The organism is Flavobacterium sp. (assembly GCF_049318185.1).
In the GTDB taxonomy this organism is placed as follows: domain Bacteria; phylum Bacteroidota; class Bacteroidia; order Flavobacteriales; family Flavobacteriaceae; genus Flavobacterium.
Genome location: NZ_JBMOGV010000030.1, coordinates 1 through 22,146, shown reverse-complemented (window position 1 = coordinate 22,146; position 22,146 = coordinate 1). Strand labels below are relative to the sequence as shown.

21 protein-coding genes are annotated in these 22,146 nt (G+C 27.9%); 19 read left to right on the top strand and 2 right to left on the bottom strand.

The genetic code is table 11. From position 1 onward, the window contains the following. The first annotated feature begins 297 nt into the window (after positions 1–297). The gene (locus tag ACOYLT_RS04530; RefSeq protein ID WP_422852665.1) at positions 298–1,545 is read left to right on the top strand and encodes a site-specific integrase; all 1,248 of its coding nucleotides are present in this window, start codon (positions 298–300) and stop codon (positions 1,543–1,545) included. On the opposite strand, the gene ACOYLT_RS04525 is transcribed toward ACOYLT_RS04530, so the two are convergent. Beyond that, a complete protein-coding gene (locus tag ACOYLT_RS04525) occupies positions 1,540–3,477 on the bottom strand; it encodes a sensor histidine kinase (protein WP_422852664.1) in 1,938 nt (645 codons plus the stop codon). The genes ACOYLT_RS04530 and ACOYLT_RS04525 overlap by 6 nt on opposite strands. Before the next feature lie 157 nt (positions 3,478–3,634). On the opposite strand from ACOYLT_RS04525, the gene ACOYLT_RS04520 reads away from it, so the two are divergent. Then, on the top strand, positions 3,635–3,955 hold the full coding sequence (locus ACOYLT_RS04520) for a hypothetical protein (protein WP_422852663.1): 321 nt from the start codon (positions 3,635–3,637) through the stop codon (positions 3,953–3,955). A 99-nt stretch (positions 3,956–4,054) separates the two neighbouring features. Here the strand turns inward: ACOYLT_RS04520 and ACOYLT_RS04515 are convergent, their stop codons facing one another. Beyond that, complete coding sequence (locus ACOYLT_RS04515) at positions 4,055–4,768, bottom strand: LytR/AlgR family response regulator transcription factor (RefSeq protein ID WP_422852662.1); 714 nt, start codon at positions 4,766–4,768, stop codon at positions 4,055–4,057. Between the two features lie 108 nt (positions 4,769–4,876). On the opposite strand from ACOYLT_RS04515, the gene ACOYLT_RS04510 reads away from it, so the two are divergent. From ACOYLT_RS04510 to ACOYLT_RS04430, 17 genes are all read left to right on the top strand, one after another. Continuing rightward, positions 4,877–5,560, top strand: coding sequence for a response regulator (locus tag ACOYLT_RS04510; RefSeq protein WP_422852661.1), 684 nt, complete (start codon positions 4,877–4,879; stop codon positions 5,558–5,560). 214 nt (positions 5,561–5,774) lie between these two features. After that, positions 5,775–8,135 (top strand): outer membrane beta-barrel protein, encoded by a 2,361-nt coding sequence (locus ACOYLT_RS04505; RefSeq protein ID WP_422852660.1) that lies wholly within the window; start codon positions 5,775–5,777, stop codon positions 8,133–8,135. Positions 8,136–8,281: 146 nt separating this feature from the next. Next, positions 8,282–8,458 carry a hypothetical protein gene (locus ACOYLT_RS04500; protein ID WP_422852659.1) on the top strand — a complete coding sequence of 59 codons (177 nt, stop codon included), beginning with the start codon at positions 8,282–8,284 and terminating at the stop codon, positions 8,456–8,458. 80 nt (positions 8,459–8,538) lie between these two features. Further along, positions 8,539–9,837, top strand: coding sequence for a radical SAM protein (locus ACOYLT_RS04495; RefSeq protein WP_422852658.1), 1,299 nt, complete (start codon positions 8,539–8,541; stop codon positions 9,835–9,837). Continuing rightward, entirely contained in the window at positions 9,830–12,028 is a 2,199-nt protein-coding gene (locus ACOYLT_RS04490; RefSeq protein ID WP_422852657.1) for a peptidase domain-containing ABC transporter, read from the top strand. The genes ACOYLT_RS04495 and ACOYLT_RS04490 overlap by 8 nt, the downstream gene beginning before the upstream one ends. Positions 12,029–12,242: 214 nt before the next feature. Then, positions 12,243–12,458, top strand: a complete 216-nt coding sequence (locus ACOYLT_RS04485; protein ID WP_422852656.1) for a hypothetical protein — start codon at positions 12,243–12,245, stop codon at positions 12,456–12,458. 264 nt (positions 12,459–12,722) lie between these two features. Further along, a complete protein-coding gene (locus ACOYLT_RS04480; protein WP_422852655.1) occupies positions 12,723–14,867 on the top strand; it encodes a hypothetical protein in 2,145 nt (714 codons plus the stop codon). Continuing rightward, entirely contained in the window at positions 14,854–15,144 is a 291-nt protein-coding gene (locus ACOYLT_RS04475) for a hypothetical protein (RefSeq protein WP_422852654.1), read from the top strand. The genes ACOYLT_RS04480 and ACOYLT_RS04475 overlap by 14 nt, the downstream gene beginning before the upstream one ends. A 177-nt stretch (positions 15,145–15,321) precedes the next feature. After that, the gene (locus ACOYLT_RS04470) at positions 15,322–16,467 is read left to right on the top strand and encodes a hypothetical protein (RefSeq protein WP_422852653.1); all 1,146 of its coding nucleotides are present in this window, start codon (positions 15,322–15,324) and stop codon (positions 16,465–16,467) included. A 244-nt stretch (positions 16,468–16,711) separates the two neighbouring features. Continuing rightward, positions 16,712–17,419 carry a DUF4339 domain-containing protein gene (locus ACOYLT_RS04465; RefSeq protein WP_422852652.1) on the top strand — a complete coding sequence of 236 codons (708 nt, stop codon included), beginning with the start codon at positions 16,712–16,714 and terminating at the stop codon, positions 17,417–17,419. 289 nt (positions 17,420–17,708) lie between these two features. Further along, on the top strand, positions 17,709–18,164 hold the full coding sequence (locus ACOYLT_RS04460) for a hypothetical protein (RefSeq protein ID WP_422852651.1): 456 nt from the start codon (positions 17,709–17,711) through the stop codon (positions 18,162–18,164). Positions 18,165–18,166: 2 nt separating this feature from the next. After that, positions 18,167–18,598, top strand: coding sequence for an HNH endonuclease (locus ACOYLT_RS04455; RefSeq protein ID WP_422852650.1), 432 nt, complete (start codon positions 18,167–18,169; stop codon positions 18,596–18,598). 109 nt (positions 18,599–18,707) lie between these two features. Beyond that, positions 18,708–19,556 carry an RteC domain-containing protein gene (locus tag ACOYLT_RS04450; RefSeq protein WP_422852649.1) on the top strand — a complete coding sequence of 283 codons (849 nt, stop codon included), beginning with the start codon at positions 18,708–18,710 and terminating at the stop codon, positions 19,554–19,556. An 89-nt stretch (positions 19,557–19,645) separates the two neighbouring features. Next, the gene (locus ACOYLT_RS04445) at positions 19,646–19,933 is read left to right on the top strand and encodes a helix-turn-helix domain-containing protein (protein ID WP_422852648.1); all 288 of its coding nucleotides are present in this window, start codon (positions 19,646–19,648) and stop codon (positions 19,931–19,933) included. 109 nt (positions 19,934–20,042) lie between these two features. Continuing rightward, positions 20,043–20,876 (top strand): transcriptional regulator, encoded by an 834-nt coding sequence (locus ACOYLT_RS04440; protein WP_422852647.1) that lies wholly within the window; start codon positions 20,043–20,045, stop codon positions 20,874–20,876. A 104-nt stretch (positions 20,877–20,980) separates the two neighbouring features. After that, positions 20,981–21,604: an ATPase gene (locus ACOYLT_RS04435; RefSeq protein WP_422852646.1), complete on the top strand. Its 624-nt coding sequence runs from the start codon at positions 20,981–20,983 to the stop codon at positions 21,602–21,604. 69 nt (positions 21,605–21,673) lie between these two features. Next, on the top strand, positions 21,674–22,146 hold a 473-nt coding region (locus tag ACOYLT_RS04430; protein WP_422852645.1), incomplete at its 3' end, for a hypothetical protein.

Below are 22,146 nucleotides of genomic sequence, written 5' to 3'. Positions count from 1 at the left end.
CCTCTTTCTCCGCGAAATAACTTTCAAAAGTTATCAAAAACCTCGAAATCCTATGATTTTCGGGGTTTTTTCTTTTTACAACCTATCAAATTATTCATTCTTTTTCAAAATTCAAGGTGCAAAATCGAGACCCTAAAAAATTACAAATAGTTGGGTCTCGCAAAATCGATTAAATAGTTTAATCTCTGGAGCTAACCTCTATGCTAGCAACCTATTCAACGACTTAATCAATAAATGAACATCTTGTATTGTGGCAAACCTTATCCTAAATTAATGTATAATTTAAAGGTTACCAAAATGAAAGCAAAAACCACCTTGCATTTCTATGCAAAATCAACTAAAGCCAATGCAAAAGGGCTATTTCCTATTTATGTACGATTAACAGTCGAAGGGAAACGATTCGAATACAGTTCTAAAAAGTTCATAGAACCAACAAAATGGTCGAATGAATTAAGCCGAATGAAAGGAAATTCAGAAGAAGCTCGTTCAATAAACAGCTTACTTGATTTCACTAAAAATCAAATAAACGAAATCCAATTTGAACTTCTAAAAGACAATATTACATTGAATATTGAAGAGTTCAAAAATAGACTACTTGGAACAAAAGAAAGAGAACGAATGTTAATCCCAATATTCAAAGAACATAACAGCAAAATAAAAGAATTGCTTGGTATTGAATATGCACCTGGTACATTAGAGCGATATGAAACATCGCTCAAACACACATCAAACTTTCTATTTTGGAAGTACAATATAACCGACATCAATATTGATAAAATAGATCATGCCTTTATTACCGATTATGAATTCTACTTGCGAACAGTGAGGAAATGCGCCAATAATACAGCAGTAAAATACATTAAGAACTTCAATAAAATAATCAAACTTTGCTTGGCCAATGACTGGTTAGATAAAAATCCATTTGCCAATTATAAATCCAAAGTCAAGGAAGTAGAACGAGTTTATTTATCTGAAGGCGAAATTCAAAACATCATAAATAAAGATTTTAAAACCGAAAGATTATCGCTAGTACGCGATATCTTCCTTTTCAGCTGCTTTACTGGTTTGGCTTACATTGATGTCAAAAACTTAACAAAATCGCACATAAGCTACGGAATTGATGGCGAGAAATGGATATTCACTCACAGACAGAAAACCGAAAGTGCATCCAAAATTCCAATTCTTCCTGTTACACAAATGATAATCGATAAATACGAAAATCATCCTCAATGTTTGAATGAAGACAAGCTGCTTCCTATCCTATCCAATCAAAAAATGAATGCGTATTTAAAAGAAATAGCAGCTGTTTGTGAAATTGAAAAAGAACTAACCTTTCATATAGCCCGACACACCTTTGCCACAACAGTAACGCTAACTAACGGCGTGCCTATAGAAAGTGTTAGCAAAATGCTAGGTCACAAAAACCTACGCACAACACAGCATTATGCTAAGGTCTTGGATAGAAAGGTAAGTGAGGATATGAAAATACTCAAAGATAAATTTGTGTTCAAGGAAACGCCAATAAAAAAATCGGGAGTTTTATAAACTTCCGATTTTTGCTTTCATCCTGATTGTAGTTCCTTTATTGGGTTTACTAATAATTTCCAAAATAGCGCTAATCGTATTAGCCCTTTCTTGGATATTTTGCAAACCTATCCCTTGTTTTGTTGCTTTCAAATCAAACCCAATGCCATCGTCTTTAATTTCTAAAACTAAATCGCCATCCAATAAAATACTTACATGACATGTACTTGCATTAGCATGTTTTGAAATATTCAATAATGATTCTTGAACGATTCTGAAAATAGTAACTTTTATTAAACTGTCAATGGAATCCCAAGTAATTTCAGGCGCGACATGAAGAGTAAAAGACGTAGTTCCAATTTCATTTTGCAAATGGATTAAATTAGAAAGTAAATTAGTATAGTCAAACTGTGTCTCATTAATTTCAGTATGTAAATCATGTGAAATTGTTCTAATTTCTTGTTCTATTTCTTGAAGTAAATCCACATAAACTAACCTCTTTTCCTTAATTTCTTCATCATTATATTCATTAAGAATACCGAGTTGCATACGGGCACCATATAGTTTATTCATTACACTGTCATGTAATTCTTTAGAAATTCGATTTTGTTCAAGTTCTTTTGCTATGCTTAGCTTAAGTTGGTACTCTTTTAATAAATCGAATATTTCCTCCTCTGCTTTTTGTTGTGATTTTCTAAATTCAATTTCTCGTTTCTGACTTTTTATATATCTAATAATAATAATAGAAAGTAAAATGAGCATCAAAACAATGGAACCAATCAAAATATAAGTATTCTTAGTACTTAATAACTTATTTTCATCTTCTATAACCGATGTTTCATATTCTATTCGTGCATACTTATTTCTATTAATTCTTTGGGCTTTTGTCAAGCTGTCACTAATAGCAATATATTTTTTATCATATGTAGTTGCATTTTTATAATCAACTTGTGAAAGTAATTCTAAAGTCATTTTTATTTCATCACCCATTTTAAGCTTTTGCGCTAATTGCAGGGATTGATTTAAATATTTAATAGACGCTGTAGTGTCTTTAGCAATTGCATAATATTCTCCTAAATTTTTTAATTGATAGACTTTGTTGTTTTCATAGTTATTTTTTTTTGATAAATTTAAAGCTTCATTAAAGTAATTATCGGTATCCTTAATTATACCTTTTTTTATTTTTGAATAACCTAAATTTCCCAATACCGTAACATAGCCTTGAGGCCATTTTTCTTTTAAATCAGGTGTCAAAATAAGTTCAAGTTCTTTAATTACTTTATCATATTGACTTGTTTTTTCATATATATTAGAAATATTAATTGTAGATTGTATGTTGTATAAATATTTTTGTTCAAGATTAGAATTTGAATTATTTAGTTTAAGAATTATATTTTTTGCTAGTAGTTGATATTTAAGGGCTTCGTTATATTCTTCTAGTTTTTCTAAATTGGTTCCTAACAATGAATATCCAGCAAATAACATTTCTACATCATTTTCTTTTTTTAAGTAAAGTAAAGCATTAGCTATTTGTGCTTCACTTTCAATAAAGTTACCTTCTAAAAAAAGGATGTAAGCCTTTTTAAAAAGCATTTTTCCAATTTGATAATTTCTATTCAAAAGTCTATTGATTTTTTCTGCCTTTTGATAATAGTAATAAGCGCTATCTTTATGAGATATCTGATGATAATCTCCAATGTAAGAATAGGCTTTTGCCATTGATAAAGTATCTTTAGCTATTATTGAAAGAATAAGTACTTTTTGAGAGATTGAATACGATTTTTCATTTTCATTATTATAATAGTATTCATCAGATAAATCAAACAAAAATTTTCTATAAATAGAATCATTTTTATTTTGAATTGAAATACTTTCTAATGAGTCTAAAAATTTGATTTTTTCAATAGTCCCATTTCTTTTGTAACTACCTGTTTGAAACAATGAAGAATTCATTTTAATATTGTTCTCCTTTTGACACGAAAACAGTAGAAAAATTAAGGAAATAAAAAATAAAAAATAAAAATTCTTCAAATTGTTTTTTTTTCAAATTTAATCAAAAAAAAATGACCATGAAATTCATGGCCATTTTTCTTAGCGAGGATTTATTATTATGGATTCTCCTTCTCTAGCATTACTACTCGTTTTAATTTTGGTTTCAGGTGTTGATGCAATTTCATCTGCTGTACAAGAATATAAACTTACACATGTAATAGCTACTAAAAATAGCTTAAATAAAAAATTAGTTTTCATAAAAAATCAGTTTAAAAAATTAGAAATAGTTTCTTATGTCATGTCTTCTGGACACAACAATTCATTTGATTTTTCTGAAAAGAAGGGAAGTCTTCACAGAAGCGCTTTAATGTCTTTTCCCTACACTAAAACACCTATTAAAGCTTTAATATTCCGATTTTGGAATAGTCAAATTTATTAAGTTTAATCAATTGAAAATCAATTTATTAAGCTTGTTTAGTAACTAGGCTACCAATAAGAGCAACTGGTAGTTTTTTAACAACAACTCAACCGATTTCAGTTAAGATATTTTAAGAATGATGGTATCAATATTTGATTTATAAGTTCTAGAAAAAGGAAGAACGATTTCATTATTTTGCAAATAGCAACTATTCTTACCTAAATTTATTCGGCTTACATGTTGAATATTAATAATATAACCGTGATGAATTCTAAAAAAGTAAAACGGTAGTAGCTTTTCGAAATATTTAAGAGTTTTATATGCTGTTATTACTTTACCAGATGCTAAATAAAAATCAGTCGTATTACTATCAGCTTTAAGATAAATAATATCAGAAGATTTTATAAAATTATAATCACCATTAGATTTTATTGAAATAGTATCTTTAAATAGTGCTTTATGAGTTTTTTGATAGCGCAATAAACATTTCCTTAATTCGTTAGAATCAATTGGATTCAATAAATATCCCGAAGCACCTCTCTGATAAGATTCAAAAGCAGCTTCTTTAGTTGGGTTCAGAATAATGAATGAAGGTAGCTCATCTAAAAATTCATGCAGTTCACTCATTATAGAAAATGAAATAGAATCCAATTCATTTGTAGTAGTACTAAGTGACAGGAAAACTAAATTGGGTTTTAGTTCCAAGATTTTATTGACAGCCTCATTTCTTGAAGTGCAAACAGAAACACATAAAAATTCATCAAATTCTTTGATATACTCCAAAATAGCATTTGTATGCTCAGATTGATCAATTAAAATATAAGAAAACTGCATTTTTTTTTGCAATTTATAGGGATTGAAAAAGTTGATTTTACGGTAAAACCGTAATTTATTAATATTTTTTGATTAGTTTTGGTACAGTTTGATATTATAATTAGCCCTATGTATACATTAAATAAATCTCAAAATTCCTTTCTGATTGTAGATGATCATCCAATTAACGTGGACAGTTATCATGCACTCTTAAAAAAAATAAAAATTTATGAAAAGGCAAATTATTTATTCGCATTTGATTGTGAACAAGCATTCAATACAGTAAATAATAATTATTTAAATGAAAAAAAAATAGATTTTGCACTTATTGATATAAGCCTTCCAGCTTATGAAGAAAAAAAACTATTTTCTGGTAGTGATGTCGCAGTTTATGTAAGACAAAAATTTCCAAAGTGTAAAATCATTATTATTTCTATGCACAAAGAACCTTTGTGGGTAAATCAAATAATTAAAGAATTAAATCCAGAAGGTTTTATTGCAAAAAGTGACATTAATTATAAATGCTTTCCCGAAATATTTAAAAGTATTGAAGAGAATGAAATATATTTGAGTCAATCGATTGTTTTAGCACAAAAGATATTGATTCAAAAAAATATTAATTGGGACAATTATGACAGCAAAATACTTAAATTAATTGCTGATGGAATTAAGACAATTAACCTACCAAAATTCATCCCTTTATCATTAAGTGCAATTGAAAAAAGAAAATCTAATATTAAAAAACAATTGGTTCTTGAAGATGCTACAGATAAAGAATTAGTTGATAGCGCTAAGAAATTAGGCTTTATCTAACAAAGTTTAATATTAAAAAGGAACGCCTCTATATCTTCTTATAGAGGCTTTTTTTTATTACAATAAATCCCATATTTTATGATTAAATAAATGTAAATCAATATGTTATTCAAATTTATTGCATCAAAAACACCGTAAAAAAAACTTCAAAACACCGTAATTATATATTATTCTAACTAATTAATATTACAAATAATTATTAATAGATCTAAATATGTATTGCAAATTAACATCATTGTTTTGGTTATTATCCCTAAATATCTGTTTTAGTCAAGTTAAAATTTCAGGAAATATAATTGATACAAACAATATACCCATTGATAATATAAATGTTATAATCAAAAATTCTGAAAATATTACTATCAATGGAGATTTAACAGATTCTATAGGCTTTTTTAGTTTGACCAGCAATGTTAAAAAAGTTATATTACAAGTTGTTCAGTTTAATGTAATTTATTTTCAAAAAGAAATAGAGATTAATGAAGATATCAATTTTGGAAATATCATGATTGATAACTCTAATAAATTACAAGAAATTGTAGTCACTTCAAAAAAAACAAAACTTAAAAAAGAACTAGGAAAATTTATTGTTGATAATATTTCAACATCTCAATTTTCAAAAGGTAAAAGTTCTTATGAAATTTTAAATTATGTTCCAATACTTAATTCTTCAGAAAAAGGAATTAGCATATTCAACAAAGGAGAAGCCACAATTTTTATTAATGGAAAACCTGTTGGAGAAAATGAAACTGCTTTAAACATGATTAAATCAATTCCTGCTACCAATATTGACAAATTAGAAATAATTGCCAATCCAGATAGTAAATATGAAGCAAATAATAAAAACGGAATCATTAATATTATTTTAAAAACCAACAATAATGAAGGTTTAAAAGGTTCCGTAAGTGCAACTACTAATCAGTCTTATTTTAACTCGCAATATGTTAGCGGTTTTTTATCATACTCTAAGAAAAAAATTAATATTACCTCAGGTGCTAATATTGATAATGCCAAATACTTTAGCCGTTACAATTACACTTATGATAATCTCATGACAAATCAGGAAACTCAATTACAATTAAATGCAATTGATAGAACTAAAAATTATTCCTTTTATATAAACTCCGACTATAAATTAAACAATAAAAACACTATTGGTCTTCAATTAAATTATAGATTAAACGATAAAAAATCTAACTCGGAAACTTATAATATTTTTAAAAACATTGATTCAGATGTAGTTAATTCTACCTCACTCAATAATATATCTAATCTAAAACCAAATAACAATTCATTTAGAGCAAACATTAATTTTACACATCAATTAGATAGTTTGGGTTCTCATATTTATATCGATAATACTCAAATCATAAGAGAAAACAACTATAAAAATAATTATGAATTTCTAAACTCAGACAGTTCGAATGAAAATTTTGTTCAAAATCAAGATGAGAAATTTAATATCAACGCTTCAAAAATAGATGTAAACAAAATTATTGATGACGATAATAAATTATACTATGGTGGAAATTTTATTTACAGTGATATAAAAAATATTTTTTTTCAAGGCAATTTTGATGGGATAAATTATATTTCGGATCCATTACAAACTAATAGTTTTTCTTACACAGACAAAACAATTGCAGGATACATAAATTATGAAAAAATATTTAATGAAAAATGGGAAGGAAAAATTGGTTTAAGATTAGAAAATTTTTTAGGTAATGGGAGTACAAAGACAAACAGTAATGAAACTAATATAAATAACACTTACTTATTCCCGTCTTTTTCAGTTTTATTCATTCCAAACGATGTTAATGAAATTTCTATAGATGCTAGCATTTATATTCTAAGACCTTACTATTCTCAATTAAATCCATTCATAAGATATAACTCATCAAATTCTTACACAATAAGTAACCCTAACTTATTACCAACATTGAGTTATGAATTAAATTTAGATTACTCTTATCAAAATAAATATTTTTTTAACCTAACTTATATTTACGACAAAAATTTATTTAACGAATTTGATATCGTTTTACCTTCAAATTTAATTCAAAAAACAACGGCTAATTACGGTAATGGTAATGAGGTAAACATGAATTTAATTTATATAAATACCTTTTTTAATAAAAATTTGAATTTCTCTGCTTCTTTTAACTACATCTATCGTAATTCAAAAGGTTTTTATAATGATTATAATATGTCTTTTTCAAACAATTTTTATTCATTAAAACTTAAAAATCAAATTAATCTTTCAAAGAAAAAAGATTTCAATATCGGTGTAGTTTTTGGAATCAGAAGCGCTAATAAATCTGTTCTGGGTAATTTACAAAACTTCCAATCTCTTGATATTGATATGACTAAATCCTACAAGTCTTTTAATTTCATTTTTGGTGCATCAAACTTAACCTTTTCAAAACTAAAAATTGAAGAGATAAAAGATAATTATAGTTTCCAAAAAAACATAGATTATTTTAAAACATTTTCATTTACAATTCGATACAATTTTGGGAACAAAAAAGTTAAAAAAATTGAAGATATAAATTCTGAAATAAATAAACGATTATAGATTGTTATAAGCAAGGCGGAATCCGAAAAGCCTTAACAGAGTAGGATATAATCCATTATAAATTTAATGATATGGATACAACAAATAAATTTTCGAAATTCGTTGCCAAACTTGAGCAAAAAATGCTAAATGGCAACCAAGAGTCTATGCTCTTATTCAACATTACTGGTAATGAAATAGGTGGCTTAGAACTTGCAAACAGTATTAACGATGGTAGATGCGTTAATGGTAATAATCAATGTGATGGTTCTATTAATGGTAGTAAATGTTCAAATAACCAATGCGACAATACGATTAACGATCGTAGATGTACCGCTTTTTAATTAAATAGTTCATACAATTAGCTTATAACAGTCTATTTTATTAAAAATAATTAAGTCATTAACTAAATCCAAAAAAAAATATGAAATACAGTAAATATAACTCTATACTACAACTTAGTGATTTGCTTAGTGTATTATATAACTCGAAAGAAGATAAATCCATTATTATTTCAAATTCTAAAACCGATTTGTTAAAATTTTCTCCTGAATATCTAGCCAATCAAGATTCTGAAATTTATAATAATTTAATTCAAATAAATGCAATCGTTGCTGATGACAAAAATGAATTACAAGAAGTAATTGAATTAGGAAAACAAATTGAGAATAATGATGAGTACTACAAATTAATAATTAATCCCACTATGGGTTGCAATTTTAGTTGTTGGTATTGTTATGAGTCTCATATTGTGGGTTCTAAAATGTCAAAAAGTAATGTTGATAAAATTATAAAATTTATTGACAATATTTTATTGGAAAAACCAAATCTTAAAACGTTTGATTTAGCGTTTTTTGGAGGAGAACCTCTTATGTATTATTCAAAAGTAACACGACCAATTATAGATTATTACAGAACAAAGTATGAAATCCATAAGAATATAAATTTTGAAATTTCCTTTACCTCAAATGGATATTTATTAAGTGATATAATTCTTAACCATTTGATTGAAAAAAATGATTACAAGCATTTTCAAATTACACTTGATGGAAACAGAGAAGAGCATAATCAAGTTAGAGTAGCACAAAAAGAAGAGGGTTCTTATGACGTAATAATTGAATCAATAAGACGATTATTAGAAAACGGAGTAGAAGTAGTATTAAGAGTAAATTATACAGCTTTGACTGCTTACTCCGTAGGTGATATTCTAAACGACATTTCTCATTTTACAGATGCTAACAAAAGAAATTTAAGCATAGATTTTCATAGAGTTTGGCAAGATAAAGAAGAAGTAGCAGATATTGATGAATTTATAAATAGTATAAAAGAGTCATTTGAAAATTCAAATTTTAGAGTAGTTAGAAATGATATTGTAGAGAACTTTAAAAAACCTTGTTATGCAGATAGAGAAAATGAAGTGGTTATTAATTTTAATGGTGATATTTATAAATGTACTGCTAGAGATTTTAGTAAAGAAAATAGTTATGGGTTTATTGATGATAATGGAAAGTTAAATTGGAATGATAAAATAGAAACATGGAAGAAACTAAAAATTCAATCAAAAGCATGTCAAAGTTGTAGAATTTTACCACTTTGTGGTGGTGGATGCCATCAAATAAACCTTGAGCTATTAGGGACTGATTCTTGCCAAATGGGTTATAGTGAAGAAAAAAAAGATGAAATAATATTAACTAGATTAGAAAATTTATTTTTTCATGAATAAAAAAATAAATTTCAAGTATCAATTAAGTGCAAATGATTGTGGAATTGCATGTATCCAAATGATTACCCAATATTATGGAAAGGAATATAACATTAACACAATAAAAAAAAATTGCGAAGTATCTAAGTTAGGTATTTCAATAAAAGATATTAGACACTTTTTTGATACAATAGGAATTGATTCACATTCTATAAATATTCCAGTAGATGAAATATTGGAAATGCCTTTACCTGCAATTTTATTTTTTAAACCCGGTCATTTTGTCGTTTTAGAAGGAATAATTAAAAAAAAAAATGACACTTTCTTTCAAATAATAGATCCTAGTTTTGGTAGAATAACAATCAACCAAGATTCATTAATTGAAAAATGGTGTAGTGGTGAAACAGGTATTGCAATTATTTCAAATCCAAATGAAAAATTCTTTACTACCACAATAGATAAAAGCGAAGCAAATAAGAATACTTTTGTTGCACAAAAAATACGCTCAATTTTATCTAAAAAGAAATCAAAATTATTTCTAATATTTACTTTAACTTTAATAGCACTAGCTACAAATTGGGGAATGCCTTTATTATTAAAAGATAACATTGACAAAGGAATACTAAATAAAAATATAGATTTAGTATGGATAATACTAGCTTCACAATTTCTTTTTGTTATTGGTAATATAATAACTAACAGTATATCAGAAATACTTTCAACTAAAATAAGTCTTGATATTAATATTGATTTAAAAAACATCTATTTCAATAAAATTTTCAATTTACCAATAGGTTTTTTTGAAAAAAAATTTAAGTCTGATTTAATTGAAGGTTTAAATGACCACAATAGGATTAACGCATTCATATCGCAAAATTTAATTGAACTTATCATAACATTTTTAAATTTATTAGTGTTCTCAATTATATTAATTTCATATAATATTCAAGTATTTTTTATTTTTTCCTTTTTTAGTATCCTAACTATTTTAATAACATTATTATTTTTAAAAAAGAAAAAGTTTATTGACTATTCTCTTTTTAAATCTGAATCTGAAAATAGAAATCTCATATACGAATTAGTAATGGGTATTACTGAAATTAAAGTAAATAGTGCCGAAAAATTTAAAATAAATAAATGGAAACAGTCAGAAATAAAATTAAATAAATTTAAAATAAAAGATTCATATATAAGCTTTTATATGTTTAATAGTAATAATTTTATTTCAAAATTTAGAGATATTTTTTTAATGGGTATTTGTTCCTATTTTGTAATAAAAGATGAAATGACTTTAGGTACTATGATGATGATTAGCTATGTTTTAGGTCAACTATCAGCCCCAATAAATGATATTATTAATTTTTCTCAAACTTTTCAACGATTAAATTTAGCCTTCGACAGATTGTCTGATGTCTATGAAAAAGATGAAGAAATTAAAACCAACCAAACTTACATTACAGAGTTTTCAAATCAAACAAATATTGATGTAAAAAACGTCACTTTTAAATATAATTCAAACGATGAAAACAATGTTTTAGAAAACATAAATATTACAATTTCTAAAAATTCAATTACCGCAATTGTTGGGGCAAGTGGTAGTGGTAAATCAACGTTAATGAAACTTTTACTTGGTTTCTATTTCCCATCGGAAGGTCAAATTTTAATTGATACTAATAGTGTTGCTGAAATCAATCTTAAAGAATGGAGAAACAATTGTGGTGTTATTATGCAAGATGGTTTTATTTTTAGTGGAACAGTTGCTGAAAACATTTGTCTTTCTGAAGATGATACAAATATTGAAAAACTACTCCATTCAATAAAAATTGCAGAACTTGAAGAAACAGTTAAAAAATTACCTATGCAATACAATACACAAATTGGTGAATCTGGTGTAGCATTGAGTGGAGGTGAAAAACAACGTCTTTTTATTGCAAGAGCCATTTATAAAAATCCTGATTTTATTTTTTTTGATGAGGCAACGTCTAATTTAGATACTATTTATGAAAATAAAATAATGGCTAACTTAAATGAGTATTTAAAAAGTAAAACGGCTATAATTATCGCACATAGATTAAGTACTGTTAAAAATGCTGATAATATTATCGTATTAAAAAATGGTCAAATTGTAGAACAAGGAAAACATAATGAACTATTAAAAAACAAAAATGAATATTACAATTTAGTTAAAAATCAATTAGAGTTAGAAAACTAATTCAAATGAATTATTCATTATTCTAATTTAGTGAAAAAAACCTTAAAAAAACCAAAACACCGTAATACACAATACTATAAACGTAATATCATTGTACAATAATTTTTCATTATAAAAGACCTTATAGTGTATAAAGTAATAAGGATATGTTATAAGTTATATGAATATCTAGATAGTATTAATTATAAAAGACGACAATATAAAAACAATCAAGATGGACAAAGGACAAATTCTAAAGGGATTAAATGAAGTTCAACAAGAACTAAATGCGGCAAAAAATAAACTTGACAATTTAGTTTCTCAGCCAATTTGGTCAAAAGAAGTTTATCCTGAACTTGACGACTCTGTTGGCATTTTACAAGAGTTAAATCAAAAAATTAATGTCCTAATATACATTCAAAAGAGTGTTTTAATGAAACCTAAGAAATAGCAAATGCTCAAAAAAATATTTATTGACTTATAGATAAATGGCTTGCAGGTTTTATTACTTCGACGACTTATCTTCCAGAAGCAAACAGAACTTTTATAATTTTAACTGGCTTAAATCAATACTCATGATAGAGATGGAATTATGGAAAGTTGTTTTAGTAATTAACTTTTTTATTATAATGTTCTGGAAAAGAAACTGGTAAAAGAAACAAAAGAAAACTCACTTTAAGTTTATTTAAGAGAGATCATATAAATAAAGAAAAAAATGAAAATTGACATCCATACACATACAAAAAAAATAAAGCAGGGAGATTCTGAAAATCGGAATGTTGATGTAAATACGTTTACGGAAATAATAAAAGAAACGGATGTTAAAATATTAGCTATTACAAATCATAATCATTTTGATTTCGAACAATATATTCAATTTAAAGCAAACTTAGATGGAATTTGCCAAATTTGGCCTGGTGTTGAATTTGATATCCAAGAAGAAGATCGAAGAGCTCATCTTATTGTAATTGTAAATCCAAAAAATTCAGACGTTTTTGGTCAAAAAGTTAAAGAATTAATAGGTGCCACGACTGCTGATAATTTTACAATTAGTATAAATGATGTAGTAGAAAAGTTTGATGACTTTGATTCTATTTTTATTGCTCATTATCATTCAAAAAAACCAAGTATACAAGATAAAGATCTTGATAGACTTTTGGAATTAGTAAGAAATCCTAAAAGGGTTTTGAAAGAAGCTTCAAATTCAATTTCTGCAGGAATTTATATAAACCACGGGCATAATTCAATACACGGTTCTGATGTTCAGAATTGGAGCGAATATGCTGTTAATTCAAAAGATTTACCTGAATTGAGATTACCAGTTGAGAGTTATGAGCAATTTTGTTTGTTACTCGATAAAGACGACGCAACAATTAATACAATACTGAACAATAAAAAGAAAGAAACTATTCAACTAAATCCTTTTAATAGTGCAGCAGAAATAATTGATATAGACATTTATAACGACATCAATATTTTATTTGGCTCAAAAGGAACTGGTAAAACTGACATTTTAAAAGCATTATCAAACTATTATAATGGAATAGGTTTCAAAACAGAAGTTTACGAGTCCAATTCTAAAAGACTAGACGAAGTATTTGACCTAAAAGGAAATCAATTCAATCTAGATTATGATAATTTGGGAATTGACAACTGTTCCAATGAATTTACTTCGATAAAAAACGCAACAGAAAAAGAAGTTACGAGTTTATCGAAATATGTAGATTATTACTCAAATGAAGCGACAAACAAAATATCCAAAAATATAAAAGTTGATAAATTTACACCTCTTGATGAAAACTCATCTAAAAGAAGTTTTGATGAAGTAAAAAGTAATTTGAAAAAATTCATTGAATTCAAAGACTATTTCAGTACAGATGCTAAACTAAAAGAAATAGTAGGAGAAGAACTTATAAATCAATTAGAAAATATTGTTCAAAAAATTATAGAAAAGATAAATTCTGAATCTAGAAAAAGATTTGTTGACTATAAAAGCATCAGTTTTTTTAACAACTTAATAAAATTATTCGTTTCTGAAATTTCAAAAAAAACAGGGCAACCTGAAAAACCAACAAAAACTGGGTTTTATGAGTATGCAAGTAATAGAATTTCCATTGAAAGAGACGTGAAAAAAATTATTGAAAATATTTCGAAACCAATTGAAGCTAAAATAGAGGAAGTTGGAGATTTAGGCGAAAAAGGAAAATTATTTTGCAAAACAAATTTATTAATTCAAAACGGAAAAATTGCTGATACTAAATATAAGCATATTAAAAGTACAACCAAAAATCCTCAAAAATATGTTGCATCACAAATAGAAACAATTTCAAAACACATTTACTCTAATTCTTTGTTTGAAAAAATTTCAGAACTAAAAGATATTGAAAGTTCAGAATTAGTAACTTCAATAAATGATTTATATCTCTTTCATAGACATTTTATTTTAAATGGAGAACCTTACACACCATCAAATGGAGAATCGTCAATGGTGTTATTGCATAATGAGCTTATGAAAGACAAGGAAATTTATTTAATTGATGAACCTGAAAAAAGTTTAGGAAACGATTACATTAGCGAAGTAATTGTACCACTAATTAAAGAGAGAGCAAGAAGCGGTAAAAAAGTTATTATAGCAACACACGATGCAAATATTGCAGTTAGAACATTACCTTACAATTCAATTTATAGAGAACACGACATTAATGGATATTATACATATTCAGGGAATCCATTTTCAAATAGCTTGGTTTGTAATAGAAATACAAAAGATAATTTAGACTGGAAATTAATTAGTATGAAAACACTAGAAGGTGGTAAATCTGCTTTCGGAGAAAGAGGAAAAATATATGGAAACTCATAGCGCAACAATAGAAAGGAAAGACGCGAATGCGACTTTAAAGCTTACAATAAATGAAACTGTATTAGAAGTTATTCTAACAGAAGACAAACCTAACGATGTAAAAAATGTCTTTAACAAATTGTTAGAGCAACTAAAAAATGGAGAGTTTGACTTTGTTTTAACTGATGAAAAAGAAGATTTATATTTTCACATTTGTAAAGAATACATAGCTCAACTGAACGCTGAACTTAAAAGCACATACAAAGAATTAGAAGACAATGGACTTTTGAAAGAATAATACTTTGTAGCATTAGATTCAAAAATTGTAGGATTTTATTATCTGGTATTGAAAATCTATCAGAATTTGGCGTAAAATTTGGAAAATAAATCAATGAATTTATAAACCGTAAAATTGCTCTAGAAAATTGAAACCATCCAGATTGACTAAACAACAACGTTATTAAAACATTCAAAAATGAAACAGAATAGACAAGAATTATATAAACAACTTGTTGATTTATATGGAGAAAAATGCTATATATGTGGACGTAGTGATGTTCTTTTAGAAATTGAGGATTTAATACCTCAAAGTGCTAGTAAAACTTCTCAACTTTCAAATTTTAGATTAATATGCGGAGAGGATAAAGTAAGGAAATCGAACAAAATTTTTAGAGAAGTTGAGTATGTTCAATATTTGAATGATATAATTCTTAAAAACAATAACTTTAGAAATACAGAAATAGAAGTTGCTTTAAATGAAACAAAATATAGAGCTGACTTAATTACACAAAGAAAAGCGGGTAATAAATGGGAAAAAGTACTTATTGAAGTTAAAGTCATACCAACATTCACAGAGTTAAGATTAAGAGAAATTATTGAACAATTAAAGATATTTAAAAAGTATTCAAAAGATCATAAAATAGCATTAGCTTTTCCAGGTATTTTAACTAATAAGGATAATGAATTATTACAAAAAGATGGGATTGAAGTTTGGGATATAAATTATATTTCAACAAAATTTTTTAAAGAAATTGCTTCGACACCACACCCATTATTTCAAGCACTTTTTACATCAAAAAAAAATGTTGCAGAGCACAACAAGCTCATAATGGATTTAAAATCAATAAATCCTGGAAGAAAAGACAAGGATTGGTCAAAATATCAAAAACATATAGAAAAGATTTTAGACTATCTTTTCGGTTCAGTTCTTTCTTCTCCTATTACGGAACTTTCTGATCATTTCAAGATAAATAGGCGTGATTTTATTTTAAGAAACTATGCAGAAACTGGATTTTGGGCTCATATAAGAACTCGGTATTTAGCTGATTATATAGTTTTAGATGCAAAAAACTACACAAAAAAAGTGACAAAAAAAGAGATACTCCAGATATCAAACTATCTCAAAGTACACGGAGCAGGACTTTTTGGAATTATTGTTACAAGAAACGGCAGTGACAATGGTAGTTATTACACTTGCAGAGAGATATGGGCAATGGATAAAAAACTTGTAATAGTTCTTGATGACAACGATATAAAAAAGATGATAATAGCAAAAGCATCAACAAATAATCCAGAAGAAATTATTCGTCAAAAAATAGAACAATTTAGACTATCAATGTAATTAGAGAAGAAGCATGTCGCCCTCAATGAAAAACTCTGCACACAAGCGAAGTTAACAGATGAAGCAATCGTCTTGACTTTACTTGTTTTATAATACTCTCTAAATGAAAATGGTTTTATACGAGATAATCTATCGTTCTCGAAGTCATATTCCAAAACACCGTAAAATAAACTTCAAAACACCGTAAAATAAATAGTAAATAATATTCTAAAATTGTGAACTTAATTAATAGTTTACAATTTAAATGAAGGAATATTACATACATAACGGTAAAGACAATAGAGGCCCTTTTAATATAGAAGAATTAAAAGATCAAAAAATCACTAAAGTCACTCCTGTTTGGTCAAATGACATGCAAAACTGGAAAAAAGCAGGTGAAGTTGATGAATTAAAGTCTATTCTTTCAAATAATCCACCACCCTTAAAGAAGATTCAAAAAAGCGTATATCAAAAACCTAAAAAAAGTAATTTTTTAAAGTACCTAATCATAGCAATAAGTATAATAGCATTTTTAGCCATTGGTAGCAATATTATTTCAGAAAACAATACTAATCAAGATAACTTCACCTCTGAAGATGATTCAATCAATATACAACTTAGAAACAATATAACAAGTCTAGTTCAAGTCACTACAAACCAATATTCAGTCGATGCATTCGGAGGAATTTCCAATCTAGATATTATTGTTACAAACAATACAGACTACACTATAGATGAAATCAAAGTAGCAATAGCATACATAAAAAAGAATGATGGGGTTTTCAAAACAGAATACTTAATATTTAATAATATCCCACCAAAGCAAAACAAATCGTTATCAGCACCGGAAAGCAAAAGAGGTTTATCTGTGAAACTTACCAAGCAAACCATTACAGCTTCAGGGTTAAATCTATGCTACAATAATAATATAGCACCAGCAGTTGGTGACCCGGACCCATACAAATGCAATTAAAAAATAAGAACTATGAAAAAACCAATCTTAATCTCAGCAATCCTAATACTAATAACAATAGGCACCACAACTTACTATACAGCTGGTAGAAAATGCACAGGATCAAAAAACTGTAAAGCTTGTAAAAATTGTAAGTACTGTAAACACTGTGCTAAAAATGGTGGAAGTTGCGGAGTGTGTAAATGATAAAACAAACGAATACATTAACCAAAAAGTTGTACGAATAATATTAAAAGTTTTATATTATTAATTATATCAAATAGTTAGCAGCAACTTTAAAACAAACATTATGCAAAGAGAGAAACATATTCAGAAACTATTAAGCAGATGGTTATCAAATTATTTCTTAAATAAAACAGTTTTATTAATTGAAGAAAATGTTTTGTTTAAAGTTAATGATTTTAAAATGAGTGCAGATTTGATAGCCATACAATCAAAAAGCAATGTTATACATGGCTTTGAAATTAAATCACTCATTGACAAACAAAACTTAATTCCATCCATATGGCAAACTTATAGTTATTATACAAATTATAGGTGGTTAGTAATTCCTATTGAAAATGCTAAAATTATAAATGAAGTTGGGCTTGAGCAAATCCAAAAACTAGGCATTGGTATAATAACTTTTGATTATATAATTAATGATTTCAGAGTGTTAAGAGAGGCTAGCTATGTCGATGGAAATTTTTTAAAATTCCTTCCTCAATTAGAAAGTGAGTGGCTAACTATAAATAAAAAAAGGTAGTTATGGCAGTTACTGCGGCACAAAAAAGAAGAATTAAAGAAGAAGCAGGATTTCAATGTGCTGTTCCTGTGTGTACTGTCACTTCTCCTTTACAAATTCATCACATTGTTGATCGAGCTCAAAATGGTACAGATACAGATGATAATCTCATTTGTTTATGTAGCAATCATCATGGACTTTATCATCAAGGCATAATCTCAAGACTATCAATACTTAACTACAAGCATAGATTAAATAGAGTAAATATAACATTAGCGATTCATGAATTTCGATTTTTGGTTGAATTGAACAATAATGAAGAAATTCAGTTGGATGACGAAAATTTACATTTAGCTAGAAACTTGGAAAGATTAGGTTTTATAACAATAACAAATATTGGTAATAATTTGAATCGTTTGAACATAACAAATGGAGGAAGAGTTTTTATACAATAAAACCAAGCTCTACGAAGTCAAGAGACTTCAGAGAATTAATCCATAACTCAATTATATCGTTAAAACCTAATTCCCAATTCGTAATTCTCAATTCGTAATTCTCAATTCTTTGAACCCAAAATACAACATACTATTAAACAAACTCAACGAGCAACTCAACTTCATTGATTTAGAAATAGATGATCAAATCAAGAAGTGCGAGCAGGCTATTACTATAATTTTAAAATCTATTAACGAACTTAAAAAAGCCACTACTAAATCCAACTTTAAAACCGAAACTGAAGAAATTCAATTTTTCAAAGAAATCAAACCACAATTCACTTCAAAACTCGTTTTTTACAACAGAGTCTATAAAATTGAAATGAAGAAACCCAACGGTGGTAACAAAATATTAAAAAAGTACTACAACAACGAATTACAAATCTTAAAAAACTTTTTCGATAGCGAATTAGAATTCTACCAGTATTACCGTTCAGGTAATATTTATTTAGATTATAAATACTTCCTTAGGGGCAAATTTGACATCAAATTAGCATTAGATCCTTACTATTTTGAAACCGATACAACTTTTGCTACATCGCATGATTTTAAAGTAGCAACAATCTTAGCAAATGACCTGATCGAATTATATATTGAAAACCAATTGATTATGTTGGAAAATAAAGAAAATACAGAAAAATCACAACGCAAACCGAACGTGAAAATGACATGGACAGGCTCTAAAGTAGCCTTAGTAGAACTAATGTACGCACTTCACACAGAAGGTGTATTCAATAATGGTGCAGCAGACTTAAAAGAAATAGCAGAATATTTCGAACACATTTTTGATATAGATTTAGGACAATACCGCCGTGTATTCCTTGAAATCAGGGCAAGAAAGAGTGATAAAACAAAATTTGTTACCACCTTAAATGACCAACTTTTGAAACGAATGGAAGACTCAGATGAGGTAATTTAAATAAAAATCGTTCACAACGCGACCTCCGTTGTGAAAAAAAAACTTTCAAACACTTCAATTTTGTACCATAACAATCTAAAACATACGTTATGGCTATAGAAGTAATCACACGCGAAGACTTAAACGAATTCAGAAGTCTTCTTTTGAACGATTTAAATGAAATCATTCAGTCCAAACCTCAACAAACAAAACAGTGGCTCAAATCCAATGAAGTCCGCAAACTGTTAAACATTTCTCCAGGAACTTTGCAAAATCTCCGCATCAACGGAACACTGACCTATACCAAAGTCGGTGGCATCATGTATTATGATAATACAGACATTGAAAAGTTATTAAATGGAAATAAAGTGAATGCCTTGCCTACTCTGAGTAAGTAAGATACTAACAATATTGTCATACTGAGCTTGTGAAGTATCTCCTGCAAAGCAGGTCAATCCTTGAACATAGTTCAAGCTCTACTAATCACTATTCACTAATCACTAGTAAATGAACTACATCAAACACTTAACTGGTTTCTTCGAAAAAGTAGCCATAGACAAAACATTAAATCCAACACATGTAAGCTTATACATTGCCTTATTCCAATTTTGGAACTGTAACCGCTTCAAAAACCCTATCAGTATAAACCGCGATGAGGTAATGCGAATAAGCAAAATCAGTTCCAAAGCAACATATCATAAATGTCTAAAGAACTTACATAGTTTGGGTTACATCAATTATGAACCATCCTACAACCCATTCAAAGGTAGTCATGTCATTTTATTCAACTTTTCAGAAGATTTAAAACCCCTATCAAAATCTGAAAGAAAACCAAATAATGAACCTCTTTTTGAACAAGTTAATGAACAAGCTTTGAATAAGTCTTGTACTAGTAGTGAGACAGGTACTGAACAAGCACTAGTACCTTCTATAAACTATATAAACAATACAAACATTTTAAACGATAAAAACGTTTCAAACTTGGAAAAGCAAGCAAAAAAATTTGAAGAAATAAATAATTCAATTTTAAAAAATGAAATCGAAGATGAGAAAGAAAAAAAGTTGCGCGAAAAAAAGAAAGAATTTGATAATCCAACTTTTGAAGAAGTTTCGAAATATTTTCAAGAACAAAGCTTTCCGGAACAAGAAGCTCAAAAATTCTACAATTACTTCAAAAGTGTCGGTTGGTTAGTCGGAGGTAAATCACCAATGGTAGATTGGCAAGCAGCAGCACAAAATTGGATGATTAACGCACCAAAATTCATTTCAAATGCAGAACAATCCAACAGAGCAAAACAACTCAACACAACAACCGACAAAGACTATTCAGAGCCTTTGTAACTGTCATTGTGAGTAAATCTGTGCAAATCCTTTAATCCGTGGCAAAAAAATATTTGTGAACCTTGCGTTGAACCTTTGCGCTATTTGCGGTTAAATCTTAAACTATGGAAACAGAAATAAAAACCAATTACAACTACCAAGAAGTAATCAATTGGCTAGAACAAAAAGGCATCGAACTATACGGCAATCATTTCAAAATAATAGAAACTGATTACCCAATTGTGTATAAACTAATCGCTTATTTTCTAAAAGACGAGCCAACTTGTTTTCAATACGGCATAAACCTCAACAAAGGAATTCTTTTAACCGGACCAATCGGCTGCGGAAAAACATCATTGATGAATTTAATGAAATACCTAACAGCAACAGAACATAAGTTTTTCGTAAAACCATGCAGAGACATAAGCTTTGAATTTATCCAGGACGGCTACCAAATAATTCACAAATACAGCATTGGTAAACTCTACCAATCAGAACCAAGAACCTATTGCTTTGACGATTTAGGAACAGAAAACAACCTAAAATATTTTGGTAACGAATGCAATGTAATGGCAGAAATTCTATTAAGCCGATACGATCTATTCATTTCAAAAAAACTCCAAACCCACATAACCACAAACCTATCAGCCACAGAAATAGAAAAGAATTACGGCAATCGAGTTCGCTCACGATTAAGGGAAATGGTAAACCTAATTGCATTTGAAATAACAGCGCAAGATAAAAGATAAAATCCGTATAAATCCGCGATGCGAAGCATCCGTTTCATCCGCGTTCCAACAACCTGAAACTTGAAACAAATGAAAACAATAACCAACTTCTGGAACTACTTCCAACAGAACAACTTCGTTTTCTTACTGCTAAACGAAATCTCAAAAGACGAACTAAAAATTCATTTCGATAAACTAATCGAGATACTACATCAATACAACAAAGACCTAGACCTCATCATCAAAAACAAAAAGATTGATGCAGAATTAATCATCACCGCAAACGGTAATCCCTACCTTTTCAAAGAAGTAGAATTACTAGTCCATCATGCACCAGTTATAGAACGTTGGAAAATAACCTCATTCATCCAACCCGAAACCAACTTAACTAAATACGAAAACGGCACAGACAAACCACTAGAATATTACGGCATAACTTTACGAATAAGCGAAATGTACTTTATACCATTAGAAAACCCAAACAAACCAACCTATTTAGTTATAAAAGTGTTACTAAAAAACTACATTATCCACAAAGACAACCCAAGACTTCGAGAAGCAGT

Excerpts from the sequence above, each read along its gene's own strand:
- ACOYLT_RS04530 (WP_422852665.1), top strand. The coding sequence starts at position 298 with ATGAAAGCAAAAACCACCTTGCATTTCTATGCAAAATCAACTAAAGCC.
- ACOYLT_RS04525 (WP_422852664.1), bottom strand. The coding sequence starts at position 3,477 with ATGAATTCTTCATTGTTTCAAACAGGTAGTTACAAAAGAAATGGGACT.
- ACOYLT_RS04520 (WP_422852663.1), top strand. The coding sequence starts at position 3,635 with ATGGATTCTCCTTCTCTAGCATTACTACTCGTTTTAATTTTGGTTTCA.
- ACOYLT_RS04515 (WP_422852662.1), bottom strand. The coding sequence starts at position 4,768 with ATGCAGTTTTCTTATATTTTAATTGATCAATCTGAGCATACAAATGCT.
- ACOYLT_RS04510 (WP_422852661.1), top strand. The coding sequence starts at position 4,877 with ATGTATACATTAAATAAATCTCAAAATTCCTTTCTGATTGTAGATGAT.
- ACOYLT_RS04505 (WP_422852660.1), top strand. The coding sequence starts at position 5,775 with ATGTATTGCAAATTAACATCATTGTTTTGGTTATTATCCCTAAATATC.
- ACOYLT_RS04500 (WP_422852659.1), top strand. The coding sequence starts at position 8,282 with ATGCTCTTATTCAACATTACTGGTAATGAAATAGGTGGCTTAGAACTT.
- ACOYLT_RS04495 (WP_422852658.1), top strand. The coding sequence starts at position 8,539 with ATGAAATACAGTAAATATAACTCTATACTACAACTTAGTGATTTGCTT.
- ACOYLT_RS04490 (WP_422852657.1), top strand. The coding sequence starts at position 9,830 with ATGAATAAAAAAATAAATTTCAAGTATCAATTAAGTGCAAATGATTGT.
- ACOYLT_RS04485 (WP_422852656.1), top strand. The coding sequence starts at position 12,243 with ATGGACAAAGGACAAATTCTAAAGGGATTAAATGAAGTTCAACAAGAA.
- ACOYLT_RS04480 (WP_422852655.1), top strand. The coding sequence starts at position 12,723 with ATGAAAATTGACATCCATACACATACAAAAAAAATAAAGCAGGGAGAT.
- ACOYLT_RS04475 (WP_422852654.1), top strand. The coding sequence starts at position 14,854 with ATGGAAACTCATAGCGCAACAATAGAAAGGAAAGACGCGAATGCGACT.
- ACOYLT_RS04470 (WP_422852653.1), top strand. The coding sequence starts at position 15,322 with ATGAAACAGAATAGACAAGAATTATATAAACAACTTGTTGATTTATAT.
- ACOYLT_RS04465 (WP_422852652.1), top strand. The coding sequence starts at position 16,712 with ATGAAGGAATATTACATACATAACGGTAAAGACAATAGAGGCCCTTTT.
- ACOYLT_RS04460 (WP_422852651.1), top strand. The coding sequence starts at position 17,709 with ATGCAAAGAGAGAAACATATTCAGAAACTATTAAGCAGATGGTTATCA.
- ACOYLT_RS04455 (WP_422852650.1), top strand. The coding sequence starts at position 18,167 with ATGGCAGTTACTGCGGCACAAAAAAGAAGAATTAAAGAAGAAGCAGGA.
- ACOYLT_RS04445 (WP_422852648.1), top strand. The coding sequence starts at position 19,646 with ATGGCTATAGAAGTAATCACACGCGAAGACTTAAACGAATTCAGAAGT.
- ACOYLT_RS04440 (WP_422852647.1), top strand. The coding sequence starts at position 20,043 with ATGAACTACATCAAACACTTAACTGGTTTCTTCGAAAAAGTAGCCATA.
- ACOYLT_RS04435 (WP_422852646.1), top strand. The coding sequence starts at position 20,981 with ATGGAAACAGAAATAAAAACCAATTACAACTACCAAGAAGTAATCAAT.